Source organism: Streptomyces rugosispiralis, from assembly GCF_024505145.1.
Taxonomy (GTDB): Bacteria; Actinomycetota; Actinomycetes; order Streptomycetales; family Streptomycetaceae; genus Streptomyces; species Streptomyces rugosispiralis.
Genome location: NZ_JANIAA010000008.1, coordinates 13,959 through 30,873 on the forward strand (window position 1 = coordinate 13,959; position 16,915 = coordinate 30,873).

12 protein-coding genes are annotated in these 16,915 nt (G+C 72.8%); 9 read left to right on the plus strand and 3 right to left on the minus strand.

Annotated features, from left to right (window positions below; all coding sequences use genetic code 11):
• The first annotated feature begins 22 nt into the window (after window positions 1–22).
• From NP777_RS15300 to nirD, 4 genes are all read left to right on the plus strand, one after another.
• Complete coding sequence (locus NP777_RS15300; protein ID WP_256650695.1) at window positions 23–1,291, plus strand: cytochrome P450 family protein; 1,269 nt, start codon at window positions 23–25, stop codon at window positions 1,289–1,291.
• 144 nt (window positions 1,292–1,435) lie between these two features.
• Complete coding sequence (locus tag NP777_RS15305) at window positions 1,436–2,899, plus strand: NAD(P)/FAD-dependent oxidoreductase (protein ID WP_449343546.1); 1,464 nt, start codon at window positions 1,436–1,438, stop codon at window positions 2,897–2,899.
• A gap of 2 nt (window positions 2,900–2,901) precedes the next feature.
• Window positions 2,902–5,559 carry a nitrite reductase large subunit NirB gene (gene nirB / locus NP777_RS15310; RefSeq protein ID WP_305889791.1) on the plus strand — a complete coding sequence of 886 codons (2,658 nt, stop codon included), beginning with the start codon at window positions 2,902–2,904 and terminating at the stop codon, window positions 5,557–5,559.
• A gap of 20 nt (window positions 5,560–5,579) precedes the next feature.
• A complete protein-coding gene (gene nirD, locus NP777_RS15315) occupies window positions 5,580–5,966 on the plus strand; it encodes a nitrite reductase small subunit NirD (RefSeq protein WP_256650898.1) in 387 nt (128 codons plus the stop codon).
• On the opposite strand, the gene NP777_RS15320 is transcribed toward nirD, so the two are convergent.
• The 3 genes from NP777_RS15320 to NP777_RS15330 all read right to left on the minus strand — a co-directional run bounded on the left by NP777_RS15320 (window position 5,949) and on the right by NP777_RS15330 (window position 9,097).
• Window positions 5,949–7,232, minus strand: a complete 1,284-nt coding sequence (locus NP777_RS15320; RefSeq protein WP_256650697.1) for a hypothetical protein — start codon at window positions 7,230–7,232, stop codon at window positions 5,949–5,951. The genes nirD and NP777_RS15320 overlap by 18 nt on opposite strands.
• 82 nt (window positions 7,233–7,314) lie before the next feature.
• Window positions 7,315–8,511 carry a CU044_5270 family protein gene (locus NP777_RS15325; protein WP_256650698.1) on the minus strand — a complete coding sequence of 399 codons (1,197 nt, stop codon included), beginning with the start codon at window positions 8,509–8,511 and terminating at the stop codon, window positions 7,315–7,317.
• A gap of 1 nt (window position 8,512) precedes the next feature.
• The gene (locus NP777_RS15330) at window positions 8,513–9,097 is read right to left on the minus strand and encodes an RNA polymerase sigma factor (protein ID WP_256650699.1); all 585 of its coding nucleotides are present in this window, start codon (window positions 9,095–9,097) and stop codon (window positions 8,513–8,515) included.
• A 293-nt stretch (window positions 9,098–9,390) separates the two neighbouring features.
• Between NP777_RS15330 and NP777_RS15335 the strand changes: the two genes are divergently transcribed.
• The 5 genes from NP777_RS15335 to NP777_RS15355 all read left to right on the plus strand — a co-directional run bounded on the left by NP777_RS15335 (window position 9,391) and on the right by NP777_RS15355 (window position 16,367).
• Entirely contained in the window at window positions 9,391–10,434 is a 1,044-nt protein-coding gene (locus tag NP777_RS15335) for a LacI family DNA-binding transcriptional regulator (RefSeq protein ID WP_256650700.1), read from the plus strand.
• Window positions 10,435–10,755: 321 nt separating this feature from the next.
• Window positions 10,756–12,063: an ABC transporter substrate-binding protein gene (locus NP777_RS15340; RefSeq protein ID WP_256650899.1), complete on the plus strand. Its 1,308-nt coding sequence runs from the start codon at window positions 10,756–10,758 to the stop codon at window positions 12,061–12,063.
• A complete protein-coding gene (locus NP777_RS15345) occupies window positions 12,063–12,986 on the plus strand; it encodes a carbohydrate ABC transporter permease (protein WP_256650701.1) in 924 nt (307 codons plus the stop codon). Before NP777_RS15340 ends, NP777_RS15345 begins: the two co-directional genes overlap by 1 nt.
• Window positions 12,983–13,912, plus strand: a complete 930-nt coding sequence (locus NP777_RS15350) for a carbohydrate ABC transporter permease (protein ID WP_391858518.1) — start codon at window positions 12,983–12,985, stop codon at window positions 13,910–13,912. The genes NP777_RS15345 and NP777_RS15350 overlap by 4 nt, the downstream gene beginning before the upstream one ends.
• Before the next feature lie 64 nt (window positions 13,913–13,976).
• Entirely contained in the window at window positions 13,977–16,367 is a 2,391-nt protein-coding gene (locus NP777_RS15355) for a beta-xylosidase/alpha-l-arabinosidase (RefSeq protein WP_256650702.1), read from the plus strand.
• Window positions 16,368–16,915 lie beyond the last annotated feature (548 nt).

Below are 16,915 nucleotides of genomic sequence, written 5' to 3' on the forward strand. Positions count from 1 at the left end.
ACTCCCCCGCAGGAGACAGCAGATGACCGACGGCCGATGCCCCGTGTCGCACGCCGACCCCGCCGCACCGCACCGCCTGGACCCCACCGGAGCGCGCCAGCACGCGGTGAACGAAGAGCTGCGCGCCCGCGGGGCCGCGGTCCCGGTCCTGTTGCCCGGTGACGTACCGGCGTACGCCATCACCCGGCACGAGGAGCTGAAGGACTTCGTCACCCACCCCGACGTGGCCAAGAACGCCTGCCACTTCGCCGCGCTGCAGAACGACGAGCTCCCGCCCGGCTGGCCGATGCGGACCTTCGCCACCGTGCGCGGCATGATCACCGCGGACGGCGAGGACCACAAGCGGCTGCGGTCGCTGGTGACCCGGGCGTTCACCCCGCGCCGGGTGGAGGCGCTGCGCCCGGTGGTCCACGAGCTGACCGGCACGCTGCTGGAGCGGCTGGGCGAGGCCGCCGCGGCCGATCCGGACGGGGTGGCCGATCTGCGCCGCCACTTCGCGCTGCCGCTGCCGATGAGCGTGATCTGCCAGTTGCTGGGCGTGGACGACCACTACCAGGACCGGCTGCACGAGCTGTCCAACGAGATCGTCTCCACCCAGACCGCGCCCGAGCGGGTCCCGGCCGCCAACCGCGAGATGGTGGCGATCCTCGGCCAGGTGGCCGCCGCCCGGCTGCGGGACCCCGGGGACGATCTGACCAGCGCGCTGATCGCGGCCCGTGAGGAGGACGGCGACCGGCTCAGCGAGGAGGAGCTGATCGGCACGCTGATGCTGACGATCATCGCCGGGCACGAGACCACGCTCAATCTGATCACCAACGCGGTGCGGGCGCTGTGCGCCCACCGCGATCAGCTGGAGCTGGTCCGCTCCGGGGCCGCGAGCTGGGCCGATGTGGTCGAGGAGACGCTGCGGTACGACAGCCCGGTGTCCTTCTTCCCGTTCCGCTACGCCACGAGGGACCTCCCGGTCGGGGACGCGGTCATCCCGAAGGGCGCGCCCGTGCTCGTCTCGTACACCGCCGCCGGGCGCGACGAGCGGGCGTACGGCCCGGACGCCGGCCGCTTCGACGTCACCCGGGGCGCACGCCATCTGTCCTTCGGCCACGGCGCCCACTTCTGCCTGGGCGCCCCGCTGGCCCGCATGGAGGCCGTGATCGCCCTCGAGGCGCTCTTCACCCGCTTCCCCACGCTGGATCTGGCGGTCCCCGACGAGGAGCTGGTCCCCCACCCCAGCTTCGTCGGCAACAGCCCGCGGCGGCTGCCCATCCGGCCGGGGGTGCCTCACAACGGCTGACGAGGGGCGCTGAGGGCAGCGTTGCCTACGGGAAACGGCGGGGATGCGGTCGGGTAACAGGCACCCCGCAGGCTTCCTGGCATGGAGTCGTACAGGGACCGGATGAGCCCGAGCCGCCGCCGGGTGCTGATCGTCGGCGGCGGGATGGCGGGTACGCGGCTGGCGCAGCAGCTGGCCGCGCCCCCGGTTGCCGTGGGTACGGGTTCCGTCGAGGTCACGATCATCGGCGAGGAGCCGCACGCCGCGTACAACCGGGTGCTGCTCGCCGAGGTGCTGGCCGGGCGGTACGGGCCGGAGGTCATCGCGCTCCCCGCCCCCGCCGCCGGGGTGCGGCGGCTCAGCGGGGTGCGGGTGGTGCGCGTCGACCGCCCCGCGGCGGAGGTGGTGTGCGACGACGGCCACCGCGTGCCGTACGACGCGCTGGTGCTGGCCACCGGCTCCAACCCGGTGCTGCCGCCGCTGCGCGGCCTGTTCGAGCCCGGCGGCCACGACCTTCCGGACGGCGTCCACGCCTTCCGCACCATGGACGACTGCCTCGCCCTCGGCGCCGCCGTACGCCCCGGGGCGCGGGCCGTCGTCATCGGCGGCGGACTCCTCGGCGTCTCCGGCGCGCGTGCGCTGGCCCAGCGCGGCGCCCAGGTGGTCCTGGCGCACCAGGGCGAGCACCTGATGGAGCGCCAGCTCGACCCGGGCGCGTCGGGGCTGCTGCGGCGGCATGTGGCGACGCTGGGCGTGGAGGTCCACACGGAGTGCCGCGTCCGCGGCCTGCGGACGCGCTCCGCGTATGGCGAGGGCGGAGGCGGGCGCGCGGTGAGCGCCGTCGAACTGGCCGACGGATACGCCCTGGAGGCGGACCTGGTCGTGCTGGCGTGCGGGGTCCGGCCACGGGTCGGGCTGGCGCGGGCCGCTGGGCTTGAGGTGGCGCGGGGGGTCGTGATCGACGACGAGTTGCGGACGAGTGATCCGCGGGTGTTCGCGATCGGGGACTGCGCGGAGCACGCGGGGGTCGTGTACGGTCTGGCGGGCGCGGCGCAGGAGCAGGCGGACGTGCTGGCGCGCCTGCTCTCCCCCGCCCCGCCCCTCCCCGAACCCACGGGGCTCCGCCCCCTAGACCCCCACGGAGACTCCGCCCCAGACCCCGCACTCGGGAACCGGTTTGTGGGTAATCGTTCCGCGGAGGGGGCACCTCCCAGCGGTAGCTGGGGGAGGAACGAGTGGGCACAAACCGGCCACCGGGCCGCACCCGGCAACGAGACCGCGCCCCGGTACCACGGCACCCGTACGCTCACCCGGCTAACGCTCACCGCAGCGCCCCGCTCGGCCCCCGCGGCCACCACCGCAGCACCCGATGGGCATTCCGCCCCCGGCCCCCTCGATCTCGCCGCTTTCGGCAACCCCACCCCCGCCCCCGGCGACGACGTCATTCACCTCACCGACGCCACCCGCAACACGTACCGCAAAGTCGTGGTCCGCGGTGACCGCCTGCTCGGGGGCATTCTTCTCGGCGATCTCGGCAGCGTCGGCGCGCTCGCCCGTACCTGGGAGAGCGACGAGCCGCTCCCCGCCAGCCCCTTGCTCCACCTGCTGACCACCGATGGAGGGTCCTGACGATGAGCGCATCGAATCCCCGAACCGCCGAGAACGCCGAGAACGCCGAAGCCGCCATCCCCACCATCGTGCTCATCGGCCACGGCATGGTCGGCCAGCGGTTTCTCGAAGCGCTGGCCGAGCGGAAGGTCACCGAGACCGCCCGCGTCGTCGTGTTCTGCGAGGAGCCCCGTCCCGCCTATGACCGCGTCCAGCTGACCTCGTACTTCTCCGGGCGCACCCCGGACGAGCTCTCCCTCGTCGAGGACGGCTTCATCGCGCGGCACGGCATCGAGTTGCACCTGGGCGATCCGGCCCAGGTCATCGATCGCGACGCCCGCACCGTGACCAGCCGGTCCGGGCTGACCATCGCCTACGACACGCTCGTGCTGGCCACCGGCTCGTACCCGTTCGTCCCGCCGGTGCCCGGCAAGGACAGCGACGGCTGCTTCGTCTACCGGACCATCGAGGATCTGCTCGCGATCGAGGAGTACGCGAAGAACCGCGCGTCCGGAGCGTCCGGCGCGTCCGGCATCGTCGTCGGCGGCGGGCTGCTCGGCCTCGAAGCCGCCGGTGCGCTCAAGGGGCTCGGGCTCACCACCCACATCGTGGAGTTCAACCCGCGCCTGATGGCCATCCAGGTGGACGAGGGCGGCGGCGCCGCGCTGCGCCGCACGGTCGAGGACATGGGCCTGATCGTGCACACCGGCGTCGGCGGTAAGGAGATCACGGCGGACGGCGACGGCGCCGTCACCGCCATGACGCTGTCCGACGGCTCGTCGATCGACACCGACCTCGTCATCTTCTCGGCGGGCGTGCGCCCCCGCGATCAACTGGCCCGCGACTGCGGCCTGAACGTCGGCGAGCGCGGCGGAATCGCGGTGGACGAGACGTGCCGCACCAGCGATCCCGCGGTGTACGCGATCGGCGAATGCGCGCTGGCCGCCGACGGCCGGGTGTACGGGCTGGTCGCGCCCGGCTACGAGATGGCCGAGGTGGCGGCCCGCGAGATCGCCGATACGCCCGACGGCGAGGGCTTCGACGGCGCCGACACCTCCACCAAGCTCAAGCTCCTCGGCGTCGACGTGGCCAGCTTCGGCGACGCCCACGGCACCGCCGACGGCTGTCTGGACGTCGTCTACTCCGACTCCCGTACGGGCGTCTACAAGAAGCTCGTGGTGGGCGCCGACGGCGCCCTCCTCGGCGGGGTGCTGGTCGGCGACGCCGAGGCGTACGGCATGCTGCGCCCCCTCACCGGCTCGGTGCCGCCCGTGGCGCCCGAACAGCTCGTCCTCCCGGCGGGGCTGGGCGCACCCGCCGCCCTCGGCCCCTCCGCGCTGCCGGACGAGGCGGTCATCTGCAACTGCCACAACGTCACCAAGGGCGCGATCCGTTCCGCCGTCACCGACCACCACTGCGCGACCGTCCCGGAGGTGAAGAAGTGCACCAAGGCGGGCACCGGCTGCGGCAGTTGCGTCAAGGCGCTCACCTCGCTCGTCAACGACGAGCTGGAGGCGAGCGGGGTCAGCGTGGACAAGGGGCTGTGCGGCTGCTTCGGGTACACCCGCGCCGAGCTGTACGAGATCGTCCGCACCCTGCGCATCACCACCTACGCCCAGTTGCTGGACAGCCACGGCCGGGCGGAGGCCCGGGAGGGCGACGGCTGTGAGGTGTGCAAGCCCACCGTGGCCTCGATCATCGCCTCGCTGGCCCCGACCCTGGGCGCGAGCGGCTATGTGCTGGACGGCGAGCAGGCGGCCCTCCAGGACACCAACGACCACTTCCTGGCCAACCTCCAGCGCAACGGGTCGTATTCGATCGTGCCCCGGATCCCCGGTGGGGAGATCACCCCGGAGAAGCTGATCGTGATCGGCGAGGTGGCCCGGGACTTCGGGCTCTATACGAAGATCACCGGCGGCCAGCGGATCGACCTCTTCGGCGCCCGGGTGGACCAGCTCCCGCCGATCTGGGCGCGGCTGGTGGAGGCCGGTTTCGAGTCGGGCCACGCGTACGGCAAGGCGCTGCGCACCGTGAAGTCGTGCGTGGGCCAGACCTGGTGCCGCTACGGGGTGCAGGACTCGGTCCGGATGGCCATCGACCTGGAGCTGCGCTACCGGGGGCTGCGCTCACCGCACAAGCTCAAGTCGGCCGTCTCCGGCTGTGCCCGCGAATGCGCCGAGGCACGCGGCAAGGACTTCGGCGTGATCGCCACGTCCAACGGCTGGAACCTGTACGTAGGCGGCAACGGCGGGGCGGACCCGCGCCACGCCGATCTGCTCGCCCAGGACCTGGACGACGAGGAGCTGATCCGGCTCATCGACCGGTTCCTGATGTTCTACATCCGCACCGCGGACCGTCTGGAGCGCACCTCGGCCTGGCTGGAGCGGATCGAGGGCGGCCTGGACCACGTCCGCGAGGTGGTGGTCGAGGACTCACTCGGGCTGGGCGCCGAGCTCGAGGCGATGATGGCCGACCATGTGACCGGCTACCGCGACGAGTGGGCCGAGACCCTGGGCGATCCGGAGCGGCTGCGGCGCTTCGTCTCCTTCGTCAACGCGCCGGGCGCCCCCGACCCGACGGTGAAGTTCGTGCCCGAGCGCGACCAGGTCAAGCCCGACCTGACGATCCTGTCAGGACCCACCCTCCCCGTCCGTACTCTCGAAGGGACCGCCAGCCGATGACCATGGCACCCATGACGCCCATGACACCCATGGCAGCCGAGCGGACCGCGAGCCGCGTGGAACTCCTCGTCGAGCAGCGCTGGTTCACCGTCTGCGAGCTGGCCGACCTCACCCCCGGGCGCGGGGTGGCCGCCCTGCTGCCGGACGGCGCCCAGGTGGCGGTCTTCCTTGACCGTTCGGGGCGCGTGTACGCGATCGCCAACCGCGACCCGTTCACCGGGGCGTATGTCCTCTCCCGGGGGCTGCTGGGCTCGGCGGGCGGACGGCCGTTCGTCGCGTCCCCGCTGCTGAAGCAGCGCTTCGACCTGGAGACGGGGCGGTGCCTGGACGACGAGGGGGTCGTCGTCCAGGCATACGCGACCCGTACCCGGGCGGGCGCGGACGAGGTGTCAGCCCAGGTCGCGTGAGACCAGCACCCCGCACTGGACGGGGTCGCTCGCACAGCCGGCCGTCCCCGCGGCGAGCACGCCCCTCGTCCCGGGGACGCCCGCGACGCCCAGCACCGTGGACATCTCGCTGTGCTCGGTGACGTCGGCGGGCAGCTCCTCGGTCGCCCACTTCGTACCGGTCCAGCGGGTCAGTACGGAGTGGGGGTTGCCCGGGGCCCAGCCGGCGATCCACGGCCGCCCGGCGCCGTCCGCGCCCGCGGCGTTCGCCTCGCCGAAGGGGAGCGCGGGGAGCGACTGCCAGCGACTGCCGGTCCAGCGGGCGGCCATGGTGGCCGTGGGCGACTGCGGGTCGTTGGTCTTCCCCACGACGTAGACCGAGTTACGGCCGGTGGCCACCGCGTGGTTGGCCACCCAGCCGGTCGGGTGCTCGGCGGGGGCCGGCACCTCGCGGACCGTCCAGCCGCCGCCGTTCCAGTGGTACAGCAGCGGTACGGACACCTCGCCGGTCATGGCGCTCGCGGTGACCCATACGTCGTCCGGGCCGGTGCCGGTGATGTCCCAGGGCTGTACCTCGCCACCACCGGGGGCGGCGGGGAGGGACACCGTCTCCCACCCGGAGCCGGTCCAGCGCTCCAGCCGGGAGACCTGGGTGCCGCCGTTCGGATCCCAGTCGAAGCTGGTCAGCCAGGCCGACTTCGTACCGAACGCGGCCAGGTCGCCCACGAAGCTCAGCGCGCCCTCCGCGGGGGCCGCGTGGCCGACCTTCGTCCACTTCGTGCCGTCCCAGTGCTGCAGCACGATCGGCGCGGAGGTGTTGTCGGCCAGGCTGCCGGCCGCCCACGCGTCGTCGGGCGCGGCGGCGGCGACCTTCTCCAGCTGGGCGGCCTTGCCGTCGGTGGCGGCGGCGGGTACGTCCGTCCAGGTGCCGCCGTTCCAGTGCCGGATCAGGGGGGCGGGCCCATCGGCACCGTCCGTCCTGCGGCCCACCGCCCAGGCGTCCTTGGCGCCGGTCGCGGCGACGTCCCAGAACTCCCGTGAGGCGGTCTCGCTCAGCGGCGTCCGCAGCTTCCACGGGGTGCCGGCGCGGGCCGCCAGGTCGGCGGAGGCGCCGGGGGCAGTGCTGGGCGCGGGGTTCGCGGCGTTCGCGGGGGTCGCGGGGGTCGCGGGGGTCGCGTTCGCGGGGGTGGCGAGGGTGGCGAGCGTGCCGAGTGCGACCGCGCACACCGTGACCGCTGTGCGCAGCCGCGTGCGACGGGTTCCGGGCCGTCCTGTGGTCCTGTCCATGACGCTCCTTCTGCTCGGGTGGGGTGCTCAGCAGGAAATGGCCGCCGCCCGGCCGTTCTTACAGCTCGCCCCGGCCGGTCGTTCAGGGGGTCTTCAGCTGCCGGTCGGTCCACTTCGACGTCACCGTGGCGGTGGAGTTCACCACCGTGCCCGCCGTGAGCCCCGCCTCGGCGGCCTTCGCGTTCGGTTTGGTCAGCACCTCCTGGTCGGACAGCAGGGCCCCGGTCGCCGGGTCCACGATCAGCTCCGACCGCGCGGTCCCGTAGTCGGGGCGGGCGGTCGCGGGCAGGGCGAAGCCGGCCCCCTTACGCCCCAGCGGGTCGGTCATCTCGCCGAGCGACCTGATGCCCGGCAGATCCGCGATGACGCGGTACGCGGCGGCCCGGACCTCGGGCCTGACCGGGAGGCCGATCAACCCGGCCGCCTGCCGCCACATCCACTCGGTGCGGCCGGAGATCTCGCTTCCGCGGTCCTCCTCGTACAGGTCCGCCAGCACCTCCTTCAACTTCGGGCTGTCGCCCGGGAGTTTCCGCAGCTCCGCGTAGCTCACATTGCGTGCGCCGAGGGCGGCGATCTTGTCGCCGCCGTTGATCCGCTCCACCGTCGGCCGCTTCCTCGCCCCCGGCTCCAGCCGCAGACCGAGCTTGCCGCCCGACCCGGATTCGGCGAGCGTCAGGTCCTTCGGCGATCCGGCGGCCCGCCAGCGCGCCGTGTCGCGCTCGGTGCGGGGCTCGGTGGTGGCGTCGATCCCCGAGATCCACAGACTCCGCGTACCGGGTCGCACCCCGAAGGACCACCGCGAGGTCTCGGACGAGGCCACCGCGAAGGTGGACTCGGCCGCGGTGGCGACGTCGATCCGGGACGACCGCGTGGTCGTCTGCCAGTACGTGCCCTCGTCCGCCGTGCGATCGACCCGGGCGGCCACGTTGAGCAGCGCCAGGCGGCCGCTCTCGGGGGTGTGCCGGGGGCCGTCCGTGGCGGGTCCCGCGGTGGGTCCTGCGGTGGCGCGGGAGCCGCGGGTGTCCCGGGTGCCGGAGCCGCCCTCCGGCAGGGTGGCGACGAGCACCCCGGCCGCGGCCGCCGTCGCGGCGACGGGCAGCGCCCACCGCCAGGTGAACGGCCGGGCGGACCGGGACGCCGTCCGCTCCTCCGGCGCGCCGGCCAGGATGGTGTTCAGGTCGTGCCGGGCGCGTTCCGAACCGGCCAGACGCTCCGGGTCGAACTCCGGGGGCCGGGCGTCCGCCAGCGTCTTCATGACATCGGGCCGCTTGTGTGCCATGTCAGTGCTCCTTCACTGTCACTTTCGGCTTTCGGCTTTCGGCTTTCGGGCGGGAGTTGCGAGGGTCGCGGGAGTCGTGAGGGGCGTGGGAGGGGCCGGCGGCCTCCACGGCCCGCTCCAGCCGCCGTCTGGCCCGGTGCAGCCGCACCGAGAAGGTGGCGGTGGAGCAGCCCAGGACGCGTGCCGCCTGTCTCGGGCCGAGCCCGTGCCAGGCGACCAGCGTCAGCAGTTCGCGGTCGGCGGCGGACAGCCCCGCCAGCGCCTGCAGCGCCACCGCGCGCTCCGCCACCCCCGCGGCCACGTCCTCGACCTGGGCGCCGGAGGTGATGAGGCGCTGGGCCTCCTGAGCGGCCAGGGCGTACTGCCTGCCGTCGCGGCGCCACAGCTCGCGGGTCAGATTGCGGGCCACGCCGAGCAGCCACGGCAGCGGTGGCGTGGGGATGTCCCGCATCCGCCGCCAGGCGACCGTGAAGGTCTCGCTGGTGATGTCCTCACCGACCTGCCGGCCCACCAGGCCGGTCGCATAGGCCAGCACACGGGGATGACACTCCTCGTAAAGGTCCCGAAAGCGTTGGGCGTCGGTCACGCCGTCTCCTCATCTCGGCTCTCTCACCATGCAGTGGTCGAGGGCCGCGCCTTCTTACACCCCGGGGAGCGGGGATTCCGGGCGGCGAGGTGCCCGGGACGGTGGAGGCCGCCGGAAGGCCGCCGGACGCGATTGCCGTGCGGCGCTGCGTAAGCTCAGGAGCTTCATGGGGACGTCCCTCTCTCGTCTCTTCACGTCTGATCCGGTTTTCCGGAAGACTTCTGCAAGGTTCCGAGGGCGCGTCCCCGGGAAGCACGAGGCGGGGGTGGCTCCCGTCAACGGAGGAGGCGGACATGGCTACGGAGAGCAGGGGCACCGAGGGCGGCGCCCGGCCCAAGGTGACGATCACGGCCATCGCCCAGGAGGCCGGGGTGTCGGTGCCCACGGTCTCCCGGGTGGTCAACGGCCGTTCGGATGTCTCGCCCGAGACCCGGGCCCGGGTCGAGGACCTGCTGCGGCTCCACGGCTACCGCCGCCGCCAGAGCGCGCCCGGCGATCGCGCCGCCCTGGTGGACCTGGTCTTCAACGATCTGGACAGCCCCTGGGCGGTGGAGATCATCCGGGGCGTGGAGGACGTCGCGCACCAGGCCGGGGTGGGCACGGTGGTCTCGGCGATCCACGGCCGCGCGGGCTCGGCCCGGCAGTGGCTGAAGAATCTGCGGGCCCGCGCCTCGGACGGGGTGATCCTGGTGACGTCCGTACTGGAGCCGGTGGTCCACGAGGAGCTGCGGCGGCTGAACGTGCCGATCGTGGTCGTCGACCCGGCCGGCTCCCCGGCGCTGGACGCGCCCACCGTGGGGGCCACCAACTGGGCGGGCGGCATGGCCGCCACCGAACATCTGCTGAGCCTCGGCCACCGCCGGATCGGGCTGATCGCCGGTCCGCCGCGGCTGCTGTGCAGCCGGGCGCGGCTGGACGGCCATCGCGCGGCGCTGGAGGCGGCCGGGGTGCCGTTCGACCAGGCGCTGGTGGCGCAGGGCGACTTCTACCACGAGTCCGGTTTCCACGGCTGTGACCAGCTGATGTCCGGCCCCACCCCGCCGACCGCCATCTTCGCCTCCAGCGACCAGATGGCGCTGGGCGCGATCGAGGCGCTGCGGCGGCGGGGGCTGCGGGTTCCGGAGGACGTGAGCATTGTCGGGTTCGACGACCTGCCCGAGGTCCGCTGGTCGGCGCCTCCGCTGACGACGGTGCGACAGCCGTTGGCGGATATGGGGAAGTTGGCCGCGCGGACGGTGTTGCGGCAGGCGCGGGGGGAGGAGATCGAGTCGCCGAGGGTCGAGCTGGCCACCGAGCTGGTCACCCGTGCCAGCACGGCCCCGCCCACCGAGGGCTGACCCTCATCAGGTGCCGCCTGCCGGGGGCTGATTCCCCACCCCGCCCCTTCCCGAATCGGGGGCTCCGCCCCCGCCCCCGGGCGCCCTTCGGGCGTGTCCTCAATCGCCGGACGGGCTGGAAAATCCAGCCCGTCCGGCGATTGAGGACCGGGGTCCGGGGCGGAGCCCCGGCGGGGTCGGGGGCGGAGCCACCGGTTCGGGAAGGGACAGGGTGGGGAACAACGCCCGGCGCTGCCGGAGCCCTTGACACCGCATCAGCACCCCCATACCTTCCACGCAACCGCTTCCGAGAATTATCGGGCTACTTCCGGAAGGCACATGATGCGCATACCTCGGCCAAGGTCCACCCTTCGTGCATCCACCCTGGCGGCAGCCGTGCTGCTGGTCGGAACGGCACTCGCCGGCTGCGGAAGCGGCGGGCCCGGGGGATCGGATGACGGCTCCCTCGACGTCTGGGTCTACCAGGACGCCTCGACCAAGGTGCAGCGCGAGGTCGTCAAGCGGTTCAACAAGACCTCCGACATCAAGGTGAAGCTCACCCAGGTGCCCGGCGAGGGCTACTCGGACAAGATGCGCACCTCCATGGGCACGCCCAACGCCCCGGACATCTTCTTCAACTGGGGCGGCGGCAGCATCAGCGACTTCGTCAAGAAGGACATGCTGCTCGACCTGGACCCGGCGATGGCCAAGGACCCGGAGCTGAAGAAGGCGTTCATCCCCACGATCCTCGACGCGGGCGCGATCGACGGAAAGCACTACGGGATCCCCATGCGCGGGATGCAGCCGGTGATCCTCTTCTACAACAAGGACGTCTTCGCGGACGCCGGGGCCCGGCCCCCGAAGTCCTGGGACGATCTGCTGAAGCTCATCGACACGTTCAAGGGCAAGGGCGTCACCCCGTTCGCGCTGGCCGGCACCGACGCCTGGACCGAGCTGATGTGGGTGGAGTACCTGATGGACCGCTACGGCGGGGCCGGGGTGTTCCAGAAGATCCAGAGCCAGTCCATGGCGGCGTGGGACGACCCGGCGGTGCTCAAGACCGCGCGGACCGTCAGGGACCTGGTCGGCCGGGGCGCGTTCGGCAAGAACTACAAGTCGGTCAACTACACCGCCGACGGGGCCTCCACGCTCTTCGCCAAGGGCAAGGCGGCCATGCATCTGATGGGCAGCTGGGAGTACGCCAACCAGAAGGCCAACCAGCCCGCGTTCGCCAAGTCGGGGCTGGGCTGGACCACCTTCCCGGCGGTCCCCGGCGGCAGCGGTGACCCCAAGAACGTCGTCGGCAACCCGACCAACTACTGGTCGGTCAACGCCAAGGTGAAGGGCGACAAGCAGAAGGCGGCGATCGAGTTCGTGAAGTTCGCGGCGAAGCAGGACTACTCCAAGGACCTGATCGCCAACGGGGACGTCCCCACCACCTCCGACGCCACCTCCCTGCTCGCCGAGCATGAGAACCCCGGCTACGCGCGGTTCCAGTACGACCTGGTCAAGCGGGCCCCGGACTTCACCCTCTCCTGGGATCAGGCGCTGCCCGCCAAGTACACCCCGCCGCTGCACACCGCCGTGCAGAAGCTGTTCAACGGGCAGCTCAGCCCGGCCGGGTTCATCGACGCCCTGAAGGGCATGTGATGGCGGACGCCACGACCCGCGAGCGGCGCCGAAGCGTCGGCCGGGCCGGGGTCGGCCGGCCCGGCGTCGTCTGGGCCCTCCCCGGCGCGCTGTTCTTCGTCTTCTTCGCGGTGGCGCCGATGGTCCTGGTCGGCGCCCTCGCCTTCACCGACTGGGACGGCATCGGGACCCCGAGCTGGACCGGGATGAGCAACTGGTCCCGGCTGTGGGACGACCCGGAGACCCATCAGGCCATCTGGCTCAGTCTGGTGCTGACCGTGCTGACCTGGGTGTTCCAGACTCCGCTCGCCCTGCTGCTGGGCGTATGGGCGGCCGGGCGGCAGCGCAACCGGGCCGTGCTGTCGGCGATCTTCTTCCTGCCGCTGCTCGGCTCGTCCGTGGCGCTCGCGCTGGTCTGGAAGTCGCTGCTGGACCCCAACTTCGGTCTGATCGCCGACATCGGGCCCGCCCTGGGCTTCGCGGACGGCGATCTGCTCGGCAGCTCCAAGGGCGCCTTCGGGGCGATCCTCTTTGTCACCGCCTGGCAGTTCATCCCGCTGCACACGCTGATCTACCAGGGCGGCGCCCGCGCCATCCCGCGCTCGCTCTACGACGCGGCGGCGATCGACGGCGCCGGGACCGTACGGCAGTTCTTCTCGATCACCCTGCCCCAGCTGCGCAATACCGTCGTCACCTCCTCGGTGATCATGGTGGTGGGCGCGCTGACCTTCTTCGACACCGTCCTGATCCTCACCAAGGGCGGGCCCGGCACGGACACCACGATCGTGCCGTACCTGATGTACAAGAACGGCTTCCAGGCGTTCGACCTCGGCTACGCCAGCGCGGTCGCCACCATCCTCGTCGTCGTCGCCACCACGGTCTCGCTGCTGCTGGTGCGGCTCACCGGCTTCGCCGCGATGCGAAGCACCCGGGAGGGGATGTGACCGGCGTCCTGCACGACCACCCGAATCCTCGCCCGAACCGCCCCCTGAACGGCGTCCGTACGCCGAACAAGACCCCGGCGGCCTCTCGCCCCCGCCTCCGCCGCCGGGGTCTGCCCCGCGCCAACTACCCGGCCGGGCTCGGCTCCCTGATCTGGCTCGGCATCGTCGGACTGCCGCTGTACGTCCTGGTGGCCGCCACCTTCCAGACCCGCGACGGCTATATCGACGACGGCCCGCTGGCCCTGCCCGACCATCCGACGCTCGCCAACTACCGGCGGGTGCTGCGCTCCGACTTCCTCTCCTACCTCCTCAACACCGCGCTGGTCACGGCCGTGTGCGCGGCGATCGTGATCACGCTGTCGGTGACCGTCGGCTACACGGTCGTCCGCGCCCGCGGCCGGGCCTCCCGCCGGATCTTCCAGATCTTCCTGCTGGGCCTCGCGATCCCCTCCCAGGCGGTGGTGATCCCGGTCTATCTGGTCATCACCAAGCTCCAGCTGTACGACACCCTGCTCGCGGTGATCCTGCCGACCGCCGCCTTCTCCCTCCCGGTCAGCGTGCTGATCCTGGTCGGCACGATGCGCGACATCGACGAGGAGCTGTACGAGTCGATGGCGCTGGACGGGGCGAGCCCGACCCGGGTGCTGCTTCAGCTCGTGGTGCCGCTGTCGCGGTCCGGGATCTCCACGGTCGGGGTGATGTCGGCCCTGCACGCCTGGAACGGCTTCCTCTTCCCGCTGCTGCTCACCCAGTCCAAGAGCAACCGGCTGCTGACCCTGGGGCTGTACGACTACGTGGGCGAGTTCCGGGTGGACACCCCGGCGCTGCTCACCGCCGTGGTGCTCTCCATCGTCCCGATCTTCCTGGTCTATCTCTTCGCCCGCCGTCAGCTGATCAGTGGACTGATGGGCGTGGGCGGCAAATAGGCCGCCCACGCCCGGCCCGCAAGCCGTTCGCCCACTCCGCCGTCCTCCCCCGACAAGGAGCTTCATGCCTCAGCCCTGGCAGGACACCTCCCTCTCCGCCGAGGACCGCGCGGCGGCCCTGCTCTCCTCGATGACGCTGGAGGAGAAGCTCGCCCAACTCGTCGGCGTATGGCCGGGATCCGAGGCAGAGGAGGGCGAGGACGTCGCCCCGCTCCAGCACGAGGTGTCCGAGGCCGTGGACCTCGACGGCCTCCTCCCGCACGGCGTCGGCCAGCTGACCCGCCCGTTCGGCACCTTCCCCGTCGAACCGGCCGAGGGCGCCGCCGCGCTGGCCCGCCTCCAGGCCCGGATCGCCGCCGGGAACCGCTTCGGGATCCCGGCGCTGGCCCATGAGGAGTGTCTGACCGGCTTCTTCGCCTGGCGCGCCACCGTCTTCCCCACCCCGCTCGCCTGGGGCGCGTCCTTCGACCCGGCGCTGGTGGGGCGGGCGGCCGGGCTGATCGGCGGTTCGCTGCGGTCGGCCGGTATCCACCAGGGTCTTGCCCCGGTGCTGGACGTGGTGCGGGACGCGCGCTGGGGCCGTACGGAGGAGTCCATCGGCGAGGACCCGTATCTGGTCGCGACCATCGGCACCGCGTACGTCCGCGGCCTGGAGTCCGCCGGGATCGTCGCCACCCTCAAGCACTTCGCGGGCTACGCCGCCTCCCGGGGCGGCCGCAACCACGCACCGGTCTCCATCGGCCCCCGGGAACTCGCCGATGTCGTCCTGCCGCCCTTCGAACTGGCGGTACGGGACGGGGGCGCGCGGTCGGTCATGCACTCCTACAACGACCTCGACGGTGTGCCCTCGGCCGCCAACCCGTGGCTGCTGACCGAACTGCTCCGCGACACCTGGGGCTTCTCCGGCACCGTCGTCGCCGACTACTTCGGGGTGTCCTTCCTGGAGCTGGCCCACCGGGTGGCCGACTCCCGGGGCGGCGCGGCCGGGCTCGCCCTGTCGGCGGGCGTGGACGTGGAGCTGCCCGCGGTGCGCTGCTTCGGCACCCCGCTGCGGGACGCGGTGCGGGCCGGGGAGGTGGACGAGGCGCTGGTGGACCGGGCGGCGCTGCGGGTGCTGCGGCAGAAGTGCGAGCTGGGGCTGCTGGACGCGGACTGGTCGCCGACGCCGTCGGCGCTCACGGGGGCCGTGGACTCCACCGGGCCCGTCGACCTCGATCCGCCGGAGCTGCGGGCCGTGGCGCGGGAGCTCGCCGAGGAGTCGGTGGTGCTGCTCGCCGACGACGGCGATGTGCTGCCGCTCGCGCCGGACGCCCGGATCGCGGTGGTCGGCCCGCTCGCCGACGACCCGGCCGCCATGTTCGGCTGCTACACCTTCCCCCGCCATGTCGGGGTGGAGCACCCCGGACTCCCCCTGGGCATCGAGGTGCCGACGCTGCTCGCCGCGCTGCGCGCCGAGCTGCCCGGTGCGCGGATCACCCATGCCGAGGGGTGTGCCGCGCCCGGCCCGGCCGCGTCCGCCGGGGACGCGGGGGGCGTGGCCTCGGCCGGTGCGGCGGCGCTCACCGCCGAGAGCCGGCTGGCGCAGGCGGCCCGGACGGCGGCGGACGCGGATGTGTGCGTCGCGGTGCTGGGCGACCGCTCGGGTCTGTTCGGCCGGGGCACCTCGGGCGAGGGGTGTGACGCCGCCGATCTCGAACTCCCCGGTGAGCAGGGGGCCTTGCTTGACACCCTGGTGGCCACCGGCACGCCCGTGGTGCTGGTGCTGTTCACCGGCCGGCCGTACGCCCTCGGCCGCTGGTCGAGCCTGCTGGCCGCCGCCGTGCAGGCGTTCTTCCCCGGTGAGGAGGGCGGCCCGGCGGTCGCCGGGGTGCTGAGCGGGCGCGTCAACCCCTCGGGCCGGCTGCCGGTGAGCGTTCCGTACGCGCCCGGCGGCCAGCCCTGGACGTATGCTCAGCCGCCGCTCGGGCTGCACGGCGACGCCAGCTCGATCGACCCGACCCCGCTGTTCCCCTTCGGGCACGGGCTGTCCTACACCTCGTTCGCCTGGGAGCGCCCGGAGGCCGACGCGACCGAGGTGCCGACCGACGGGGAGACCACGGTCCGGCTGACCGTGCGCAACACCGGTGACCGGGCCGGGGCGGAGGTCGTACAGCTCTACCTGCACGATCCGGTGGCCCGTATCGCCCGGCCGGTCTCCCGGCTGATCGGCTACGCACGGGTGCCGCTGCGGCCGGGCGAGTCCGCCGAGGTCCACTTCGCCTTCCATGCCGATCTCGCCTCGTATCCGCTGGGCGCCGATGGCACGAGAGTGGTGGAACCGGGCGCGCTGGAGCTGCGGCTGGCCTCCTCCAGCGCCGACTCCGGCGTACGGCACACCGTGCCGCTGACGCTGACCGGGCCCGAGCGCACGGTGGACCACCGGCGGCGGATGGTGTGCGAGGTGCGGGTGAAGTAGCGGCGGCGAGGAGCCGGTTCAGGCCGGTCCCTCGCCCTTCTCCACCCCACGCTGACGGCCGCCCCGTGCCCGTCGCGCACCGCGAGCCGCTCGGTGACCACGATCCCGAGCCCGCCGAGCGCGGGCACCACGCGCCGGTCGTCCACGGCCGCCCACGCACCGGTCGTCATCGGACGTCCCCCGTCTCCCCGGTCGCCCGTCGCATGCGCCATGCGCCATGCGCCATGCGCAGATCATCGCCCATGGCTCCGACGGCGGGACTGCCGCGCCCGGTCGGGTGCCGCTTTCGTCTCGCGCCTTCGGCGCAATTGAGCAGCGGGGCAGGGGGTACCCGGTGCGGCACGGTCGCCGGGCGCCGGGCCGGCGGGTGCGGGCGCCGGTGGCGGCTTCCCACTTCGTCGTCCGAGGCCCCTCCGGACCGCGAGCAGGTTGGTCCCGGGGCGGCCCTTGCGGGTACCCCTCGAAAAAACGCTTGACCTGAAGCAACTAATTTGTCAAACATTTCCCAGGGCGGTACCCCGCGCAGAGCGGCAGCCCGGCAACGACCC